At 27.8% G+C, this 20497-nt stretch carries 14 protein-coding genes and 1 riboswitch; of the genes, 11 read left to right on the top strand and 3 right to left on the bottom strand.

Going from position 1 to position 20497, the window contains the following annotated elements; genetic code table 11:
* Positions 1–200 precede the first annotated feature (200 nt).
* Complete coding sequence (locus tag BM027_RS04040; RefSeq protein WP_090088992.1) at positions 201–542, top strand: zinc ribbon domain-containing protein YjdM; 342 nt, start codon at positions 201–203, stop codon at positions 540–542.
* 509 nt (positions 543–1051) lie between these two features.
* Entirely contained in the window at positions 1052–3055 is a 2004-nt protein-coding gene (locus BM027_RS04035) for a methyl-accepting chemotaxis protein (RefSeq protein WP_090088991.1), read from the top strand.
* Between the two features lie 177 nt (positions 3056–3232).
* Here BM027_RS04035 and BM027_RS04030 read toward each other — a convergent pair whose 3' ends face one another.
* A complete protein-coding gene (locus BM027_RS04030; protein ID WP_090088989.1) occupies positions 3233–4438 on the bottom strand; it encodes a cation:proton antiporter in 1206 nt (401 codons plus the stop codon).
* Positions 4439–4994: 556 nt separating this feature from the next.
* Between BM027_RS04030 and fliB the strand changes: the two genes are divergently transcribed.
* The 3 genes from fliB (at position 4995) to rodA (ending at position 7839) form a co-directional block, all read left to right on the top strand.
* A complete protein-coding gene (gene fliB / locus BM027_RS04025) occupies positions 4995–6218 on the top strand; it encodes a flagellin lysine-N-methylase (protein WP_090088987.1) in 1224 nt (407 codons plus the stop codon).
* A gap of 207 nt (positions 6219–6425) precedes the next feature.
* Positions 6426–6554, top strand: coding sequence for a hypothetical protein (locus BM027_RS18670; protein WP_278320193.1), 129 nt, complete (start codon positions 6426–6428; stop codon positions 6552–6554).
* A 172-nt stretch (positions 6555–6726) separates the two neighbouring features.
* Positions 6727–7839, top strand: a complete 1113-nt coding sequence (gene rodA / locus BM027_RS04020; RefSeq protein ID WP_090088984.1) for a rod shape-determining protein RodA — start codon at positions 6727–6729, stop codon at positions 7837–7839.
* Positions 7840–8003: 164 nt separating this feature from the next.
* On the opposite strand, the gene BM027_RS04015 is transcribed toward rodA, so the two are convergent.
* Positions 8004–9488, bottom strand: a complete 1485-nt coding sequence (locus BM027_RS04015) for an amino acid permease (RefSeq protein ID WP_090088982.1) — start codon at positions 9486–9488, stop codon at positions 8004–8006.
* 227 nt (positions 9489–9715) lie between these two features.
* Positions 9716–9890: riboswitch (Lysine riboswitch) on the bottom strand.
* A 231-nt stretch (positions 9891–10121) separates the two neighbouring features.
* Here BM027_RS04015 and trpB point away from each other — a divergent pair.
* The 3 genes from trpB (at position 10122) to BM027_RS04000 (ending at position 13855) form a co-directional block, all read left to right on the top strand.
* A complete protein-coding gene (trpB, locus tag BM027_RS04010) occupies positions 10122–11339 on the top strand; it encodes a tryptophan synthase subunit beta (protein ID WP_090088981.1) in 1218 nt (405 codons plus the stop codon).
* 278 nt (positions 11340–11617) lie between these two features.
* Positions 11618–12862: a WD40/YVTN/BNR-like repeat-containing protein gene (locus tag BM027_RS04005; RefSeq protein WP_090088979.1), complete on the top strand. Its 1245-nt coding sequence runs from the start codon at positions 11618–11620 to the stop codon at positions 12860–12862.
* A gap of 105 nt (positions 12863–12967) precedes the next feature.
* Positions 12968–13855, top strand: a complete 888-nt coding sequence (locus BM027_RS04000) for a hypothetical protein (protein ID WP_090088977.1) — start codon at positions 12968–12970, stop codon at positions 13853–13855.
* Positions 13856–14287: 432 nt separating this feature from the next.
* On the opposite strand, the gene BM027_RS03995 is transcribed toward BM027_RS04000, so the two are convergent.
* Positions 14288–16291, bottom strand: coding sequence for an oxidoreductase (locus BM027_RS03995; RefSeq protein WP_090088975.1), 2004 nt, complete (start codon positions 16289–16291; stop codon positions 14288–14290).
* A 210-nt stretch (positions 16292–16501) separates the two neighbouring features.
* Between BM027_RS03995 and BM027_RS03990 the strand changes: the two genes are divergently transcribed.
* The 3 genes from BM027_RS03990 to BM027_RS03980 all read left to right on the top strand — a co-directional run bounded on the left by BM027_RS03990 (position 16502) and on the right by BM027_RS03980 (position 20217).
* Positions 16502–17083, top strand: coding sequence for a TetR/AcrR family transcriptional regulator (locus tag BM027_RS03990; protein ID WP_090088973.1), 582 nt, complete (start codon positions 16502–16504; stop codon positions 17081–17083).
* Positions 17084–17545: 462 nt separating this feature from the next.
* Positions 17546–17938, top strand: a complete 393-nt coding sequence (locus BM027_RS03985; RefSeq protein WP_090088971.1) for a zinc ribbon domain-containing protein — start codon at positions 17546–17548, stop codon at positions 17936–17938.
* A 335-nt stretch (positions 17939–18273) separates the two neighbouring features.
* A complete protein-coding gene (locus BM027_RS03980) occupies positions 18274–20217 on the top strand; it encodes a [FeFe] hydrogenase, group A (protein ID WP_090088969.1) in 1944 nt (647 codons plus the stop codon).
* Positions 20218–20497 lie beyond the last annotated feature (280 nt).

Here is a 20497-nt window from a genome sequence, read left to right as displayed (position 1 = left end):
TGAAAATATAAGTTTTGTATATGGAGGAAGGTTTGTCAATATGAGAAGACTATGATATTATATAAGCCTATAAGGAACTCCTTATATATTTTTTTGTGAATTTTAGGTTAGTAATTATTATTCTTACGAATCTTAAAAAGGAAATTTAAAATAATACTTATGTATTAGAATTAACACTAACGAATGGAGGAAATGAATTTATGGTTAATTTACCAAATTGCCCAAAATGTAATTCAGAATATACTTACGAAGATGGAAGTCTTTTTATTTGCCCAGAATGTGCTCATGAGTGGACTCTAAAATCAGAAAATGAAAATAATGATGATGAAAAGGTTGTAAAAGATTCAAATGGAAATATATTAAGTGATGGTGATTCTGTAACAGTAATCAAAGATCTTAAGGTAAAGGGAAGTTCATCATCTATAAAAAAAGGTACAAAAGTAAAAAACATACGTTTGGTTGATGGAGATCATGACATTGATTGTAAAATTGATGGTTTTGGAGCTATGAGTTTAAAATCTGAATTTGTTAAAAAGATATAAGGCATTGTAAAATATTAAAAATATTTTGAACAAAGAATAAAAAAATTAAAGGCACTTATTTAAGTAAAATAGTTCATTAATTTCTAGGCAGTAAATTTATTAAAAATAAATTTACTGCCTTTTTCTAACTCTATTAATTATAACTACCTAAAACTTTATATAGTTACATAATGCAATACAAATAATTGTATTATTTGAGCAGATTCTAAACTTTTAGATGAAATTATAGTATATAAAGACTGCATTGAAGCTATCTTCAATGTGATCATTTCAGTTATTAATGAGGAAGCAGTATATAAGTATAAATATTTAAAAATTCAAAATATTAAATATTTTAGTAAAAATATGTATTGAAGTGATATAATGAAAAAAGTTTGTTAAAATATATATAATTTTTTTCCATTTTAATTAAATAAAATAAAGGCTCAACATTAAAATTTAATGAACTTATAATCTATATTAATTAAATTTAAAAAAATAAATATTAAAAAGGACGAGGAGTTAAATAAATGAAATTAAAAAAAATTAAATTTGAACTTATAATTAAATTTGGGATAGTAATAATAATAGCTTTGTCAGCTGTATCTTTTACATCCTATAAAATATCTGAAAAACTTATTGAAGAAACGTCTGTAAATATACTTAACAGTACAAGCAGTGTTGCGGCTCAAAATGTACAGAACATTATTAAAGGAAATGTTAATTTAGTTGAAGAAATTGCAGATGATAGTAGATTTAAAGATGATAGTACGAATATAAATGAAAAGATAAAAATTATGAATGTTTATAAAAAGAAATATAATCTTATAGATATTGGAATTTCAGATAAAAATGGTGATATGATAACTTTAGATAATAAAGTAGTTAAAATAGGTAATGAAAAATATTTTAAAGACAGTTTAGAAGGGAAAATAGTTGTGTCAGACCCTTTTTTAAATAATAAAGATAACAAAACAATGGTTATAGCGTATTCTATACCTATAAAAAATGAAAATGATATTATAGGTGTTATGACTGTGTATTCAAATGCAGATGAAATAATTAATGATATAAATAAAATACAAATTTTAAAAACTGGAAAAGCATACATGATTAATAGTAATGCAGATGTTATAGCCAATACTGATATGAACTTAGTATATAAGAAATCAAACAATATTAAGGAATTAAATAATAATCCACAGTTAAAAGAGCTTGTAGAAATAGAAAAAAAAATGATCGATGGAGAAGATGGTATAGGAGAATATACTTATGAAGGTACTAGAAAATATATGACTTATTCTCCTGTAAATGTAAATGGATGGTCTATTGGTGTATATGTTAATAAAGATGATGTTTTGAGCAGTATGCCAATATTAAATAAAACTATAATTGGAATATCAATTTTATCAATAGTAATTGTAATCCTTATTATTTGTTTGGTTTCGGATAAAATTTCTAAGTTAATAAAAAGCATGGAAGCCCACCTTAATTTAATTTCAAATGGAGATTTGAATATAGATATAGATGATAAATTTATGAATTATAAAAATGAGATAGGGAATATGGCACGTGCGTTAAAAAATACACAAGGAAATATTGGTAAGATTATTAATTCAATAAAAAATGGCTCTAGTATTATAAATAATCAATCAAGTAACTTAGCAGCTATGTCAGAAGAACTAACAGCATCTTCTTCTAATATTTCATCATCTATACAATGTGTCTCTTCTGGAACTATAGAGCAGTCACAAAATCTAAATGACATAGTTACAATGCTAAACGAGTTTAGTGCTGAGCTTGACAATTTATTATTAGATATATCTTCTATTGATTTAATGTCCAATGAAATTGATGATATGGCATTAAGTAGCAATAAAGATATGCAAAATGTTGTTATATCAGTAAAAAATGTTACAAACGCTTTTAATGATGTGATAAATAAAATAAACAATGTAGAAAACAAGATTAATAGTGTAAATGCAATAACAGAATTGATAAATAATATAGCGCAACAAACAAATTTATTAGCATTAAATGCTGCGATAGAAGCTGCAAGAGCAGGTGAAGCAGGAAAAGGATTTTCAGTAGTTGCAGATGAAATAAGAAAACTAGCAGAACAAAGTAAAGATTCAGCAGAAAATATAGCAAAAATAATATGTGGAGTAACTGAAGATACTAAAAATGTAGTAAATACTACAGACCTTATGAAAGTTGAAATAGAAAACCAAAAGAAACAAATTGATGTTGCAATAAATTCTTTTAAAGAAATATCTGAGTATATAAAAAAAATGAATCCCAAAATAACTAGTACTTCAGAGTATGCAAAAAGTATAGAGGCTAAGAAAGATAGTATATTTGAAAAAACAGAAGGTGCTGCAGCAATATCGGAGGAAGTTTCAGCTTCAGCAGAAGAGATTATGGCATCTGTAGAAGAAATGAATGCTTCTACAGAAGAACTTTCAAGTTCTTCACAAAATTTATCAGAAATGACAGATGATATGGTTAATTCAGTGAAATTTTTTAAGATTTAACAGGATAAATTCATTAAACATTCTTATTAAATAGATGAAATTTATATAGAAGAAAATTGATCAGAAACAAAAGTAGAAAATGTACGAGCAATTCCAACATTTTATGAAATAGTAGTAGGAACTCCAATTTTAATAAAGTGAAAATTTTCAGGTGGAGTTCTTATACTCCACCTGAATTTAGGTGCTGAGTTTAATATTTTTATTATTACGATCTGAAAATACTATTTTTAATAGTAGTGGCGTAACCACAGTTGTTGCGATTATCATAATTATAACAGGGCCAAAAAATATAGAAGACATAAGACCTAAGGCTGCACCTTTATTTGCAACTATCAAAGCAACTTCTCCTCTAGATACCATTCCAGTTCCTATTTGAAGAGATTCTAGAGAAGAGAACTTACATAATTTTGCAGCAAATCCACAACCTATAATTTTAGTTAAGATAGCAACTAGCACAAGTACTATAGAAAATATAACCATTGATAAAGTCATTGCTGGTAATTTAAATTTTATTCCGATACTAGCAAAGAAAACTGGAGAAAGTAGCATATATGAAAGTGTTTCAAAACGTGATGCTATATATTTGGAATATTTAGTTTTTGAAATTATAAGCCCAGCTATAAATGCACCCGTTATATCAGCTACTCCAAAAAATACTTCTGCACAATAAGAAAGTATTAAGCAATATACAAAAGAAAGTATTACAAATCTACGCATACCCTTATCATGTCTTAATTGAACATTTGAAAAGAATTTGTAAAATATGACACAACAAATGGCTGCAAAAATAAAGAATGCAAAAATTTTAAATAATACTACCCAAATATTGATATTTGAATCAGCAAAACTGGTAACTATAGTAAGAGCAATTATACCTAAGATATCATCTATAATTGCTGCACCTAAAATTGCACTTCCAACATTTGTATTAAGCTTGCCCATTTCTTTTAAACTCTCAACAGTTATACTAACAGAAGTAGCTGTCAATATAACTCCAATAAATATATTTTGTAGAATTACACTTGCAGATGCATCTGAAATAGAAGGGTCATTATTAAAGAAACAGCATATTATAAACCCACCTATAAGAGGTAAAAGAACACCTATTAAAGCAATGATAAAAGATGATTTGCTAGATTTCTTTAATTCATCTACATTAGTTTCAAGACCAGCACAAAACATTAAAACAATTACTCCAATTTGAGAGAGTTGAGTTATAAACTCTGTTTCATTTAAAAGGTTAAAAACAGTAGGTCCAAATAATACTCCGGCCATTAAAGCACCAACAACTTGTGGAAGCTGGAAACGCTTGTTTGCTAATCCTAAAACTTTTGTAGTTAATAATATTAATGCTAAATCAAATAAAAAATGATAAGAATTCATAATAATACCCCCTTTTTTATATAGTAATATTAAACAAAAATCCCTATATATAGTATATCATATCATTTTAAATAATACTAATTAGTACAAAAATGAAAATTCAAAACAACAGCTTTTAATAAAAATAGTTGAGTGATTAATGGGACATAAAGATATAAATGATCTATTTGATTTATAAGCATTTAATTAGTACTTATTTTTTTGTAATTAAATATATTTTAATCTCAATATTGTAAATTTTAATGAAGTAAAATACTCTTTTAAAATTGAATGATGAGTTATTTACCAAATATGTTATAATAAAGATATATTTATTAGAATTGAGTTGCAAGAATAAAATGAGTTTAACTAATAGTTTATAAAGTTTATTTGGGAAAACTAAATATAAAAAATTATAAATTTATTGTATTGTTGGAATTATTAGTATATATATATTTTATGAGTTAAAGAAGCTTATAGATTACTTAAAAGTAACTAGAAGTCATGTTAAAATTAACTTGAAAGAGAATCAATTTTAGGCACATTCAAAAAAATAAATTAGATAAGGAATGAAACAATGGCAAAAAAGATAAAAATGAGATACCCACTGTATCTTAAAGAATTTAAGTGTATAGGGGGAGAATGTGAAGATACATGTTGCGTTGGTTGGGATGTAGACATTGATAAAAGCACATTCAAACAGTATTATAAAGTTCAAGACAAAGATATGAAGAAAATGTTTCAAAAAAATGTTCATAATAATAATAACTATTATAGTGATGAAGTAGATTATGGGAAAGTTAAGTTAAAGAATGGGAAAAGATGTCCTTTTTTAGATGAAAATAATTATTGTATAATCTATTCTAAGGTAGGAGAAGAATATCTTTCAAATGTTTGTACATCTTTCCCTAGAATTACTAATAAAATTGATGGATATTATGAAATGTCACTTGATGTAGCTTGCCCAGAAGCTGCAAGAATTCTTCTATTAAAAAAAGATGGAATTGAATTCAAAGAAAGTGAAGAAACTTTAGGTAAACATATTCTATCAAGTAATCTTGATACTAAATCTAAAGAATTTAAGAATTCACCTATAAAGTATTTAAAAGAAATTAGAGATTTTAGCATTAAAATAATAAAAAATCGAAAATTTGATTTAAGTGAAAGAATTTTTATATTAGGTGACTTTTTGAAGGAATTAGAAGGAGAACTTGATTATAATTATAATGGAGTAAGTAAATTTATTAATGAATATAAAATCAATTCAATTAATAGTTCTTATAAAAAAGATAAATTAAATTACACTTTTGAAGTATCTTTTTTTAAGAAAATGATAGATGATTTAAATGTCTTTAAAGAGGTTGATAGTATTTCTTTTCAAGAATATACTAAAGAGCTTATCGCAGGATTTAATTTTAATGAAATAAAAGATATGAATAAGTATTCAGAAGTTTATAAAAACGGATTTGATCTTTATTTTAAAAAGTTTATAAATAATAATAGCTATATTTTTGAAAATTACTTAGTTAATTTTATGTATAAAAATCTATTTCCTTTTTCAGAAACAGAATCAGTATTTGACGGATATATTATGCTTTTAACAAGATATTCATTCATTAGATTCTATTTAATAGGTATATTTTTATTTAATAAGGATACTTATTCTCCAGATAGTATTGCTAGATTTATTCAAGTTTTTTCTAAGACTATAGAACATCATAAAACATATTTAGTTGATGTCTTGTATTACATAAAGAAAAATAAACTTGATAATATGGAGTTTGCTAAAAAAATCTTATAATATTAAAGAACTAGATGTATCATAATTATTAGGTAAAGCTATAACAAAAAGAAATATAGATAACATTTTAATCTGATACCTATGTCAAGGACAATTGAAAAAGAGTGTTAAGCACATAAGAGATGATTTCTGTATTGTGAAGTGAGCCCCGTTAAGTAGACACAGTTAAAAAGGCTGTAGTATTAGTTACTTAACGGGGTGATTTTTATGCCAAGGAAACAAAGAGAAAATTCATTTGAATTAAAATTAAAATCAGTAAAACTTTATATAGATGATAATATAGGAAGTACAATAAGTTTGTTTGAAGAGATTTATTCAGTGAAGAAAGAATTTTAAAGGTATAAAGTGAGTAGTAACTTTTTGTATTTTTTTAATGTGCTTAATTGTTAATAAAATTATATTAATTTACCAATTTATTTATTAATAACATAAAAGTAATTATAAAGTAATTGATTTGTTAAATAAAATGTAGCATAATTTGTGCATGATGTTTTTTAAGGAGGATTAGATGATAAATAATTTAATAACTAAAAAATTGTTTAAACAATTGGACTATATAACACTTATCACTGCAGTCATTATTGTCCTTTTTGGAAGTGCTAATATTTACAGTGCTACATATGCAAATTATGGATTTTATTATTGTATGTCACAAATAATATGGCTACTAATAGGGTTGATTTTAGTATTTATCATTATATTTATTGACTATAAAAGAATCATGAATCATTCATATTTGATTTATTGGGTTGGAGCTGTATTGGTATTATATACTGATTTCGCAACTAAAGCTGTAAAAGGAGCTAATTCATGGATAAAGATTGGAGGTTTCAGTTTTCAACCAGGCGAATTTGCAAAAATTGGATTAATTATTATTCTTGCAAAAAAAATAGATGATATGGAAGGAGATGTGAATAATCCTAAGAATTTCTTTATTCTATGTTTATATGCTTTAATTCCAATGGCTCTACTTATAAAGCAACCTAATTTAGGGATGGCATTAATATGTTTTTTTATTGCTCTTGGTATGTTGTATATATCAGGCTTAGATCTAAAGATTATCTTTGGAGGAGCAATTGTCATGATTCCTTTTAGCCTTTTAATATGGTTTAGTGGGCTTCTAAAAGTTTATCAAAAGAATAGAATTATCGCCTTCTTAGATCCTGGAACTTATCAACAGGATATTGGATTTCAGTTGACGCAGTCTATAATTGGAATTGGTTCTGGTGGTATATTTGGAACTGGATTTCTTAATGGAAATCAATCAGTAAGTGGATTTGTTCCTGAAGCTCATACTGACTTTATATTTTCTGTGGTTGCGGAAGAATGGGGATTCATTGGAGCTATAGCATTATTAGCATTATATGGGATACTCTTATATAGAATAATTAAATTGGCTAAATCATCAGAAAGTATTACAGGTCGTTTAATTTGTGTAGGTACAGTTGCTTCATTTTTATTCTCTATTTTACAAAATATAGGCATGACAATTGGAATTATGCCTATAGCAGGAATAACATTACCATTTATGAGCTACGGAGGAAGCTCTATCATTACTAATTTTATTTATTTAGGATTAGTCTTAAATGTAGGGATGAGAAGAAATAAAATTAATTTTTAGGCAGTTGTGTTGGCTACTGAGATATTATTTTTATGCTATGTTTTAGAACTCAATATCGTTTCATTTAATTAATGCAACACTAAGGCACATGAAAAAATAATAGACTAGAATTTCTGTCTATTATTTTTTTCATGTGCCTAAAATATTAATTCTACTCTTTTTTATTAATTCAATTCCGCTGATTCCAATTTTTCGAATTTAACTTCCTCTAAATTATTATTATTAATGTTTTCAGAGAAACTTAAATCTACATCATCTAAAGAAATAACTTTAGTTTTATGTTTAATTTTATAAAATATATATAATCCAAAGAATAATGGAATTCCTATGTAAGATGCAATTAAACCTTGCCAATCAATTCCATCAGGTTTTATACATGAGTAGCCTTGTCCTAGCATTATAATTACACACATTATTAAAGCTAGTATAGGTCCAAATGGATATAATATAGCTTTGTATTTTAAATCTTTTAAATCTTTACCTTGATGAATAAATGCTTTTCTAAATCTATAGTGACATATTGCTATACCTACCCAAGCTATAAATCCAGCAAGACCAGATGCAGCAACTAGCCAAACATAAACTGTACTTTCAGCAAATATACCAGTTAAAAAACAAGCAGAAGCAACTAATGTAGTTAAAAGTAAAGCATTTATAGGTACTCCTCTTTTATTAGTTTTAGAGAAGATCTTAGGAGCCATACCTTCTTTAGCCATTGCAAAAAGCATTCTACTTGATGCATACATACCGGAGTTACCAGCAGATAATACAGAAGTTAATATAACTGCATTCATTAAGGAAGCAGCTCCTGCTATACCAGCCCTTTCAAATACCATTGTAAATGGACTTTTTTCAAGGCCTGCACTAGTAAAGGGTATTATAGCACCTAAGACAATTATTGTTCCTAAATAAAATATTAATATTCTCCAAAAGATTGAATGTATAGCCTTTGGTATAGTTTTTTCAGGATTTTCACTTTCGCCAGCAGCAACTCCTATAAGCTCCGTTCCTTGAAAAGAAAAGCCAGCAATTAAGAATATAGAAAATATAGACTTAATACCTCCATGAAATGGTCCATCAGCTATGGCATAGTTATGAAATCCAATTTTATTTCCACCCATTATACCTAAAATCATTAAAATACCTATTACTAAAAATATAAGAACAGTAACTACTTTAATTCCAGCAAACCAGAATTCTGATTCACCATATGCTTTTGATGATAAAACGTTTAAACCTACTATTATTGCTAAAAATAATATACTCCAGAATAATGCATTTACATTTGGAAACCAATACTTCATAATTAAAGAACCGGCAACCATTTCTGCTGCTATTGTTATAGCCCAGTTATACCAATAATTCCAGCCTAGGGCAAATCCAAGTGCTGGATCAATAAATTTATTAGCATAGGAACTGAAAGAACCAGCTATTGGCATATAAGTTGCCATTTCTCCCAAGCTAGTTATTAAAAAGTACACCATAATTCCAACTAATCCATAAGCTACTAATGCACCTCCAGGTCCAGCCTCGTGTAAGGTATCACCCATTGCAAGGAATATACCAGTACCAATAGAACCTCCTATAGCTATCATGTTTAAGTGTCTTGCTGTTAAACTTCTTTTTAATTCGTTATTCTCTTCACTCATTTTATTTTTATCCCCCTTATGGTTTTAAATTTCCATAAGTAAGTAACTAAGATAATATAAAGATTTAAGTACATGAAAGAAAATAATAGACCTAATATACAAGCATACTGGTTTAGTATTTTTTAAAATGTACCTTAAACAATAAAAAAAATGCCATGAGAGCATACTCATGACATAAATACGAAAGCTGCATATTTAAATAAATATGAGAAATATCGTACATTTCCATTGAAAATAGCTCTCCACAAAATAATTTGTGACAGTCATATGTATATTTTACATAAGACCAGTAAATAGCATCAAAGCAATCAACTATTTACTTCGGCGAAAGTTCCTTTCGTATTACTTCATTGAGCTTACCTCCATAATACTACTATTAAATTTCGCACCTCTATCTAAGTTATCTACTTGTTAATTCATACATAATTATGGAGTAAAATTATAAATAAGTCAATATAAAATAATATATTACAAGGATAAACTAAATTTGCAAAATATTTGAACTACTTTCTAAAAGCTAATAATATAAAATTTGATAAAAATTGTAAATAAACCAATTATATAGTATAATTTTATTATGTAAATGTTTATGTATAAGCAAGTTATAAGTCATAGCGTAAAAGGGGGATTATAATGGATTTTCGAACATACTTAAAGAATTATCCAGATAAAGACGGACGTTTTGGTCAATATGGTGGGGCATATTTAACTGAGGAATTAATTCCAGCATTTGAAGAAATTGCAGATGCGTATCAAACAATTTGTCATTCTTCACAATTTATTAATGAACTTAGAAGAATTCGTAAAGAGTTTCAAGGAAGACCTACTCCAGTTTATCATTGTGAAAGGTTATCTAGAAAATTTGGTAACTGCCAAATTTACTTAAAAAGAGAAGATTTAAATCATACAGGTGCACATAAATTAAATCATTGTATGGGTGAGGGATTACTTGCTAAATTCATGGGTAAAAAGCGTCTTATTGCAGAAACAGGAGCTGGACAACATGGAGTAGCTTTAGCCACAGCAGCAGCATTCTTTGGGCTAGAATGTGAAATTCACATGGGAGAAGTTGATATTGCAAAGCAAGCACCTAACGTAACTAGAATGAAAATATTAGGAGCTAAAGTCGTTCCAGTATCTCATGGTTTAAAGACTTTAAAAGAAGCAGTAGATTCAGCTTTTGAATCATACGCTAAAAATTATAAAGATTCAATATATTGTATAGGTTCAGCTTTAGGACCACATCCATTTCCACTTATGGTAAGAGATTTTCAATCTGTTGTTGGATATGAAGCAAAAGATCAATTTAAGGAAATGACAGGATTTTTACCAGATTTAGTTACAGCTTGTGTAGGTGGAGGAAGTAATGCAGCTGGAATGTTTATACCATTCCTTGATGAACCAGTTGACATAGTTGGAGTTGAACCTTTAGGTAGAGGTGAAAAATTAGGAGATCATGCTGCTTCAATGAAATATGGGGAAAAGGGTATCATGCATGGATTTGAAAGTATAATGCTAAAAAGTAAAAATGGTCAGCCAGCACCAGTATATTCTATTGCTAGTGGTCTTGATTATCCATCAGTTGGTCCTGAACATGCCTTTCTAAGAGATTTAGGAAGAGTAAAGTATACAGGAATAAGTGATGAAGAAGCTATGGACGCTTTCTTTAAATTATCAAGATATGAAGGAATTATTCCAGCAATTGAAAGTTCACATGCTGTTGCATATTCAATGAAGAAAGCTAAAGAGATGAAAAAAGGTTCTATTTTGGTATGCTTAAGTGGACGTGGTGATAAGGATATTGATTATGTTGTTGAACACTATGGATATGGTGAACAATATTTCAAATAAAATTTTAGTATAATATTGTAAAGTTACTGTATGTCATATAAGTTTTAAAAATTAGGGAATATATTTTTCTAAATCAAAACCACGATAGAAATGTCGTGTTTTTTTGTTTTACTAACTTAAGAGTAGTTTTGATAGTAAAAAGACTACAGCATAAGTAAAAATGATAATCTTTTATATGTTCATACAAAAAGTTAGAAATATAGCTAAATAATATAGTATTTAATTTAATGTTATATGATACAATTACAATAAAAGTGAAAAGGAAAATATGATAAATTATGGAAAAGAAAAAATGGGCAATTGGATTAAGTATATGTATTATATTAATTCTTTCAGTAACAGTTTTCTCATATTTTAGAGAGCAAAACATTGATGATAAAGAGAATTCTGGAAAAGTAATTTCAACAATAAATAATAATGGAGACTTGCTAAGTATAGGTGAACAATTAATTGAGGTTTATATGAAACCGTTTTTCAATAAGTCAGATGAGGATAAAGAAAGTATAAGAAATCTCAATGTTCAAAAAGAAGAAATACTGGATTTTAATAATGATGAACTAGTTGTAAAGGTAGACTTTAATCTTACTCCTCAAAATAATAAAACCCATGAAAGTTGGGGGGAAATTAAAGATGGAAAACTTCAAGCAAGTTGGATATTAAAAATAAAAATATCAGATGATTATATTTATAAAATGATAGATAAAGAAAAATCAAGAGGATCTAATGATAAATCTAAAATTGTAAGAGAAGCTAAGAAAAGGGAAAGAAGTTTTGGAAAAAGCAATAAGAACTATTATTTAGATGGACATAATATAAAAGTAACATATGATGGAGGCGATAGTTGGATTAATGTACCTGTTGATGTAAAGGCACTTTTTGATAGAGGAGAACCATTACCAAATACTAATGAACTTCAAAACGGAAGTTTTATTATTACACCTGAAAATATAAGTTTTGTATATGGTGGAACCAATAAGTATCCAATTAGTGTTTTAGTATCAAAGGATAAGGGAGTAACTTGGAGTAAATCAGTAGTTAGTAATGAAACACAGGGAAGTAGACAATTATTTTTAGATTTTACATCAGATAAAAATGGACATGTTATTGCTACAGGGGATAGAGCAATGTCATCAGAAATGACTTATGCTTATGAAACAAATGATGGTAATACTACGTGGAATAAAATAGGGGATACAAATGAAATAACTCATACCTTGGTAAATGGAGTAGCCTTTTCAACAGATAAAATAGGATTCATATGCTATAGATCATATAACGAATATCCTAATATAAAATATACAACTAATGAGGGAAATAATTGGACTCAATTAAAACTTCCATTACCTACTGAATATGAAGATAAATTTACAGAAGCACAACTTCCAAAGTTTGAAGGAAAAAATGGTGTAATACTTGTTGATCAAGGAAAAAATGGGGACTTAGGAAAAGGAAAAATGGGAAAATTTATAACAGAGGATTATGGACTAACATGGAAGTTTGATGGTGTTGTTATAGGAGAATAACTATGACTAGTACTGTAGGTAAGGATTGATTAGCAAACACAATATAAATAACAAAATGATTGTGTTTGGTGAGTTAAAAGAATAATACAAAAGGGTGAGGGATAGATGTTAAAGAATTACAAGAAGATAAGGGCATTAGTAATTACTATTTTTATAATGTTGATACTAATGGTATTAGCTATAGAACTAGTAAAGGTAAAGGGATATTATTTAATTTATGATTGGATGTATTTTATTATAATTTATGCGATTTTATTTTTATCTATTTTGCTATGTAGTAAAAATAAGTATTTAAAGTGGACAGTGTATTCAGCTATACTTATAATTTTTATACTTAATACTAAAGGTTTATTAGATGTTAGTAAAGATAAGGTACTTATTTTCAAGTCATCTAATTTAAAAAATGAAATAATAATAAAGGAAGTTATTAAGAAGCAAGACGGGGCAGATAATGTAGTTAAAGCTTTAGATCTTAAGAGAAAGTTTTATTTATTTGGAAAGCAAATGGATGAATATCCTACCGAAAATTTATATAGATCTTTTTCATCAGGTACTTATAAAGTAAATTGGATTAAGGACAATATAGCTACAGTTAATTATTTATGTGATAAAGATGGAGATATTAAACAGCATGTATATACTTTTAATTTTGAAAATCCTATTAGATATAGTTATGTGACAGCTAGTATAACAGGAATATGGGCAGATAAAGAAAATCCTAATAATACTTTAAATGTTGAAAATGGTAAATTTATTTATGTAAAGGATGGACAAACTTTTGTGTATGATACAGCTAATGCAGAGCAAAAGGGATATAACGCAGTAGTTTTTAAGGGTGAAGGTAGAGTACCTGATTTATCTATTGTATCTAATGAAGGTAATATAATAGGTAATAATTGTTTATTAAATAAGGGAGCTACTCTTTTTATAGGTTATGTATCTTTAGAAGATGAGAAATATGGCTTATTTGAAAGAGTTGGAGGAGGAGATTAGTACCGGAATGGAATATAAACTCTTGTACACTTTTGTATATATTCATTTTTTTGTTTAGTAGCTATCTTTGGTTTTATTTCTATATTTAAATCCTAAATGGGTAGGATTATCAATGCTTTCTTATCCAATATACTACGCATCTTTGGTCTATTATTTTCTTTCATGTGCTTAAGTGAAAAAAATGAGCTAATAGTACTAATGGAGCCATGTAAATATGATAAACACAAAAAATGAATTTTCTAGAAAACGTGGAAAGGACAGTAGATAATTTTGTTTTTATACAAAATCAGTTACTGTCCTTATAAGTTATTTATTGTATTTTATCTGAAAGTAGATACAGATAAATTATTATTTACGCTCTGTTTTAATATCAACACGGTTTTAAAACAAAGCCATTATTTAAAGTATTATTAGAATTTTAAGTGGGAGATTTTATATATGTCTACCTACTTCAAAAGCATCCCAAATAGCAGTCATGATATTTCTAACTTCTCTTGCGTCTCCTAATAGGTACAATTCTTTATCATTAAATTTTAATTCATTATATAGTGATTTTTCAGAATTATATCCAACAGATAAAATTACAGAAGCAGCAGGAATTGTTGTTTCTTTACCATTTCCCTTTATTATAGCACCTTCATCAGTTACTTTAGAGATTATGGATTTAGTCTTAATATCAACTTTATAAAAAGCTAGAAGATCTTTTAGCATTTGGCTATTTGCATGACATATTGCAGGACCAGAAGCTAATATATCATCAAGAGCTTCAACAATAGTAACTTTCTTACCTTGTTTTACAAGCCAAAGAGCTGTTTCACAGCCTACTAAACCACCACCAACAATAACTGTTGAATCTCCTGAATTTTTATTCCCTAAAAGTACATCTTGAGCAGTATAAACTTTGTTCATATTACCTTCTAAGTTTAATATTCTAGGTGTTGAACCTGTAGCTACAATAATTACATCAGGGTTTAATTTATCAACTAAATCTTTTGTAACTTCAGTATTAAAATGAACATCAATGTTATTTTCTTTTAATTCATTTTCATACCATTTCACAAGAGCTCTATCATCTTCTTTAAAATCAGGAATTCCTCCAGGTATAATATTTCCACCTAATTTATCTGTTTTTTCATATAAGGAAACTTTATGACCTCTGACAGCACAAACTCTTCCAACTTCACATCCAGCAACACCGCCACCTATAATCATTACATTTTTAATTTCTTTAGCTGGTTTTAATTCAAAGTCTTTTTCTCTACCTGTAGATGGGTTTACAGCACAAGAAAGTCCACCACCAGTAGCTAATCTTCCCATGCATCCATCATGACAAGATAGGCATGGACGAATATTTTTAATTTTTTCTTCTTTAATTTTTCTTGGAATATATGCATCTGCTAAAAGTGGTCTTCCTAAAGCGACCATATCTGTTTTGCCAGTGGCGATAGCATCACTTGCAAGATCAGGGTTGTCCATTCTTCCAGCAGTAATTACAGGAACTTTAAGAACTTGTTTTAACTTTTCGTTTAATGAAAGATACATTCCTTTTTTAAAATACATAGGAGGGTGGTTCCAATACCATGAATCATAAGTACCAGCATCAGAATTAAATGCATCATAGCCAGCTTCTTCTAATATTTTAGCAACTTCAAGACCTTCTTCAAGATCACGACCTTTTTCTTTAAAGTCTTCTCCAGGTAAAGCACCATCATTTAGTCCCTTTACGTAACTTTTAACACTGTAACGAAGAGATACTGGAAAATCTTCTCCACAAGTACTTTTGATTGATTTAAGAATTTCTATAGGTAATCTTAATCTGTTTTGTAAGCTACCACCATATTTATCTGTTCTTTTATTAAATAATTCAATAGTAAATTGGTCAAGAAGATATCCTTCATGAACGGCATGTACTTCTATTCCATCAAATCCAGCTTCTTTTGCTATAGCAGCTGATTCACCAAATTTTTTTATATAAGTTTCAATTTCTTTTATTGTAAGCTCTCTACATTTTATTTCAGGTACCCACTTATGAGGTATAGCAGATGGAGCTATTGGTTGAACACCTCCAACCATGTTAGGAATGCTAACACGACCAAAACCCATAGTTAATTGTAAAAATATTTTTGAGTTGTATGCATGAACTCTTTCTGTAAGTATTTTTGCCATTTTTATAAAGTTTCCAGGATTAATAGTTGGGCAAGGCATAGAAGGCATAGTACATTTTTCAATTTCATTTTCAACATAAGTAACACCAGTGATTATTAAACCAGTACCACCTTTTGCTCTTTCAACATAGTATTCTATTCCTTGTTCGTTAAAACTACCATCTTCTGAGCACAATCCAGCAGGGCCCATAGGAGCCATTACAAATCTGTTTTTAATTTCAAGATTACCAATTTTTATTGGTTCAAATAAATTTGAATATTTAGTTTCCATAAAAAAACCTCCTGTTATTAAAATATATACTGAATGTGTTCAATGAATCAATTCATAAAACTAATTCACCGAACACGTTCAGTATAATATATTGTTATGAAAACGTCAACATAAAATTAGTAAATTTTGTGAAATTTGACAATGAATAAATGTTAAGTATAATTAATATTATGATAGAATTTTTGGAAATTTGTAACTAGGAGAATGAAAATGGCACAACTCACAAAAAGGCAAATTCAAGCTATTAACACAAAAGGTAAAATATATAATATAGCAACAGAACTTATGCAAAAAAAGGGGTACGACAATATTACTATACAAAATATATGTGAAAAAGCAGGAGTTTCTGTAGGCACTTTTTATCATTACTTTGAATCGAAAAATGACATTTTAATAGAATTATATAAAAAGGCAGATGATTTTTTCTATGATAATGTTAAAAGTAAGCTTTCTAGTACAGATACGATTGATAAGATTATAGAATATTTTGATCATTATGCAGAATATAATGAAAAAACAGGCATTGATATGATGAAACAATTATATAATTCAAACAATAAAATGTTTGTTACTGAAGGAAGACACATGCAAACTATATTGGATGAAATAATAAATGAAGGTCAAGAAAAAAATGAAATAAAAAAAGAAATGAGTCCTCAAGATATTACTAGATATATCTTTGTATTAATGAGGGGAGTTGTATATGATTGGTGTTTGCATGATGGAGAATATAACCTTAAAGAAGAAATGCAAAATACTTTAACTCGCCTTATAAAAATCTTTAAGCCTTAATAATATAGATTTTTTAAACTGTATTATTAAGGCTTAATTTATATATGTTAGTTATTTTTGTGATATAATTTTTATAATTGGCTATGTCTTGAAATAGTGCTTAGGCATATTAAAATAAATAACAAGTCAGTATGTTAGTCTATTTTGCGTCATACTGCGTCGATAAAATCAACCCATAGCCTTGCTATGCGTTAATTTTATCTTCTTGTCTGACGCCAAATATACGTCGCATCTTTGACTTGTTATTTCCTTTAATATGCCTTATATTGTAATATAAACATTCAATTAAAGAATATCCTTATAATTAAGATATAGTAGAAGGTACTATGACAAATGATGTTATATTTATGTTATGCATTTTAAAATATTATCAAGAAAAACTTATACAAACAAGTTGAATGTATATGATAGTTTAAATCAATTGCGAAGAAAGTAATAAATTAATATAAGGTTGGTGAGAGTATGTTTTTTATAGGAGTATTTGGCATAGAGAATAAAAATGAAGAAATAGTAACTCTAAATAATTTAAGTTGTAAAAGGTGTAATAAAGCAATTGATGGAAAATTAATAAAGAATTTTGATTTTTTTCATTTCTTTTTTATACCTCTTTTTAAATGGAATGAAACATATTACATAACATGTGAAAGTTGTAATATGTTATATAATATTTCAAAGGAAAAAGGCAAAGCTATTGAAAAAGGAGAAGATGTTAATATAACATATTGGGATTTGCAAGAAATGGAGAATGATTTTTATAATGATGATTATTCTTCAAAAGATATATGTCCTACATGTGGTTTATCTTTAGATAAAAGCTTTAAATATTGCCCAAATTGTGGTCAACATATAAAATGAAAAAGTAAATTCCAAAAACTTAGCTAGGGATATATCTTTTGAATGTAAGGCACATAAAATTTCTTTATTTTCATTTTATATTACTGCACCAACAACTTTTACCATTCTTTTTATGTATAATCACCTCTAAAATAATATTACCATATATACCAACCTACTTCAAAAACATCCTAAATAGTAGCTATAATATTCCTAGTTTTTAATTGAATCAAACTATAATTAGGTTAAATTTGAACTTGATTATTTTTATGATATAATTTTTATTGATAATACATAGTTAAAGATAATATGTTAAATGATACTACATAAGATTATCAATTTAAGGAGTGGATATTATGCCAGATAAAAAGACGACGTTTATACAAAGTTCATTAGGTTCTGTATTTTCAACTTTTAGTGAAGAAGAATTAAAAGAAATAACAGGAAACGAAAAAAGAAGTATAGCCATTTGTGGGAAAATTAATGATCCTGGAATAATAGATGTCCCAGAAGGTGCGACACTTAGAGATGTATTAGGACTTTGTGGAGGACTTATAAATAAGAGTGATTTCAAGGCGGCTCAGATTGGAATTCCTTTTGGAGGTTTTTTAAATGAAGATAGCTTAGATAAAGAATTAGATTTTGGAGTATTTTATGAAAATATTAGTAGAGCTATTATTATTTTATCAGAAGAAGACTGCATAGTTCAGTATGGAAAGTTTTACATAGAGTATTTACTCGCAAAAATTAAAGATGGTACTTATAAAAATTATGAAATAGTTAAAGATGAAATAACTAAAATGCTTAAGGTTTTAGATACAATAAGTAAAGGTGTATCTAATATGCGTGATGTTTATCTTTTGAGAAATCTTGCAGAGATTGTAAAAGATAAAATGCATCAAAAGCATAATATAATGGAAGAAATAATTGGACTATTTTATAAGGAAATAGAAGAACATATAGAAGAAAAGAAATGTTACACATCACAATGTAATCATCTTATAAAATTAACAATTACAAAAAAATGTATTGGATGTGGAAGTTGTAAAAGAGCATGTCCTGTAGACTGCATAGATGGGGAATTAAAAAAACAACATAATATAGATTATAATAGATGTACTCATTGTGGAGCATGTATATCAGCTTGCCCGGTTGATGCTATAACAGCAGGAGATAATACAATTAAATTTCTTAGAGATTTAGCTACACCTAATAAGGTTGTAATTACTCAAATGGCACCAGCTATAAGAGTTGCAATAGGTGAGGCTTTTGGATTTGAACCAGGAGAAAATGTAGAAAAGAAACTAGCGGCTGGTCTTAGAAAATTAGGTGTGGATTATGTGTTTGATACTACTTGGGGAGCTGATTTAACTATAATGGAAGAAGCAGCAGAGCTTCAAGAAAGACTTGAAAAATATTTAGATGGAGATAGTAGTGTTAAGCTTCCAATTCTTACTTCATGTTGCCCCTCATGGATTAAGTTTATAGAACAAAATTATGCTGACATGTTAGATGTTCCTTCTTCTGCAAAATCACCAATGCAAATGTTTGCCACTGTAGCAAAGGAAATATGGGCAAAGGAAAAAGGTCTTTCAAGAGATGAAGTGACTTCAGTTGCAATTATGCCATGTGTTGCTAAAATATATGAAGCATCAAGAGTAGAATTTTCAGTAGATATGAACTACGATGTTGATTATGTAATTACAACAAAAGAGCTTATAAAAATATTTGAAAATTCAGGAATAGATTTAAAAGAGATTGAAGATGAAGAAATAGATACAGTTATGGGTGAATATACTGGTGCTGGAATTATTTTTGGTAGAACAGGTGGAGTTATAGAAGCTGCTACAAGAACAGCACTTGAAAATATGACTGGAAAGAGAATTGATAATATAGAATTTGAAGGGCTTAGAGGATGGGATGGCTTTAGGATTTGTGAGCTTGAAGCTGGAGATGTTAAGCTTAGAATAGGAGTTGCACATGGTCTTAAAGAAGCTGCAAAGATGTTAGATAAAATAAGGTCAGGTGAAGAATTCTTTCATGCAATTGAAATTATGGCTTGTGTAGGTGGATGCGTTGGCGGTGGCGGTCAACCTAAAATAAGAAAAAATAAACAACAAGTTCTAGAAAAAAGAGCCGAGGGTTTAAATGACATAGATAGATCTAAAGTACTTAGAAGATCAAATGAAAATCCAGAGGTACTTGCTATTTATGAAAAGTATTTAGATCATCCACTAAGCCATAAGGCTCATGAATTACTTCATACAAAATATTTTCTAAAAGCTAAGAAAAATAATTAATAAGGCATATTAAAGAAAATAGCAAGTTAAATATGCTAGTCTATTTTGCTGACACAGTATGACGCAAAATAGACTAGTATACTGGCTTGCTATTTATTTGAATATGCCTAAATATATATATTTTGAAATTAACACTCTAGAAATCATAGTTTAAAATTTCATTTCATAAAAGAAAGAAACCTATTAGTTATGTATTTATATAATTGGTAGTTTTTTTATTTTCAAAATATTATAAATTATGCTTTTATTTTCTTGCTTAAAGTTGTAAAATGATATCAAA

The organism is Clostridium uliginosum (genome assembly GCF_900112485.1).
GTDB classification, from domain to species: domain Bacteria; phylum Bacillota; class Clostridia; order Clostridiales; family Clostridiaceae; genus Clostridium; species Clostridium uliginosum.
The sequence above is the reverse complement of the archived record's forward strand: the minus strand, read 5'-3'. Positions and strand labels throughout refer to the sequence as shown.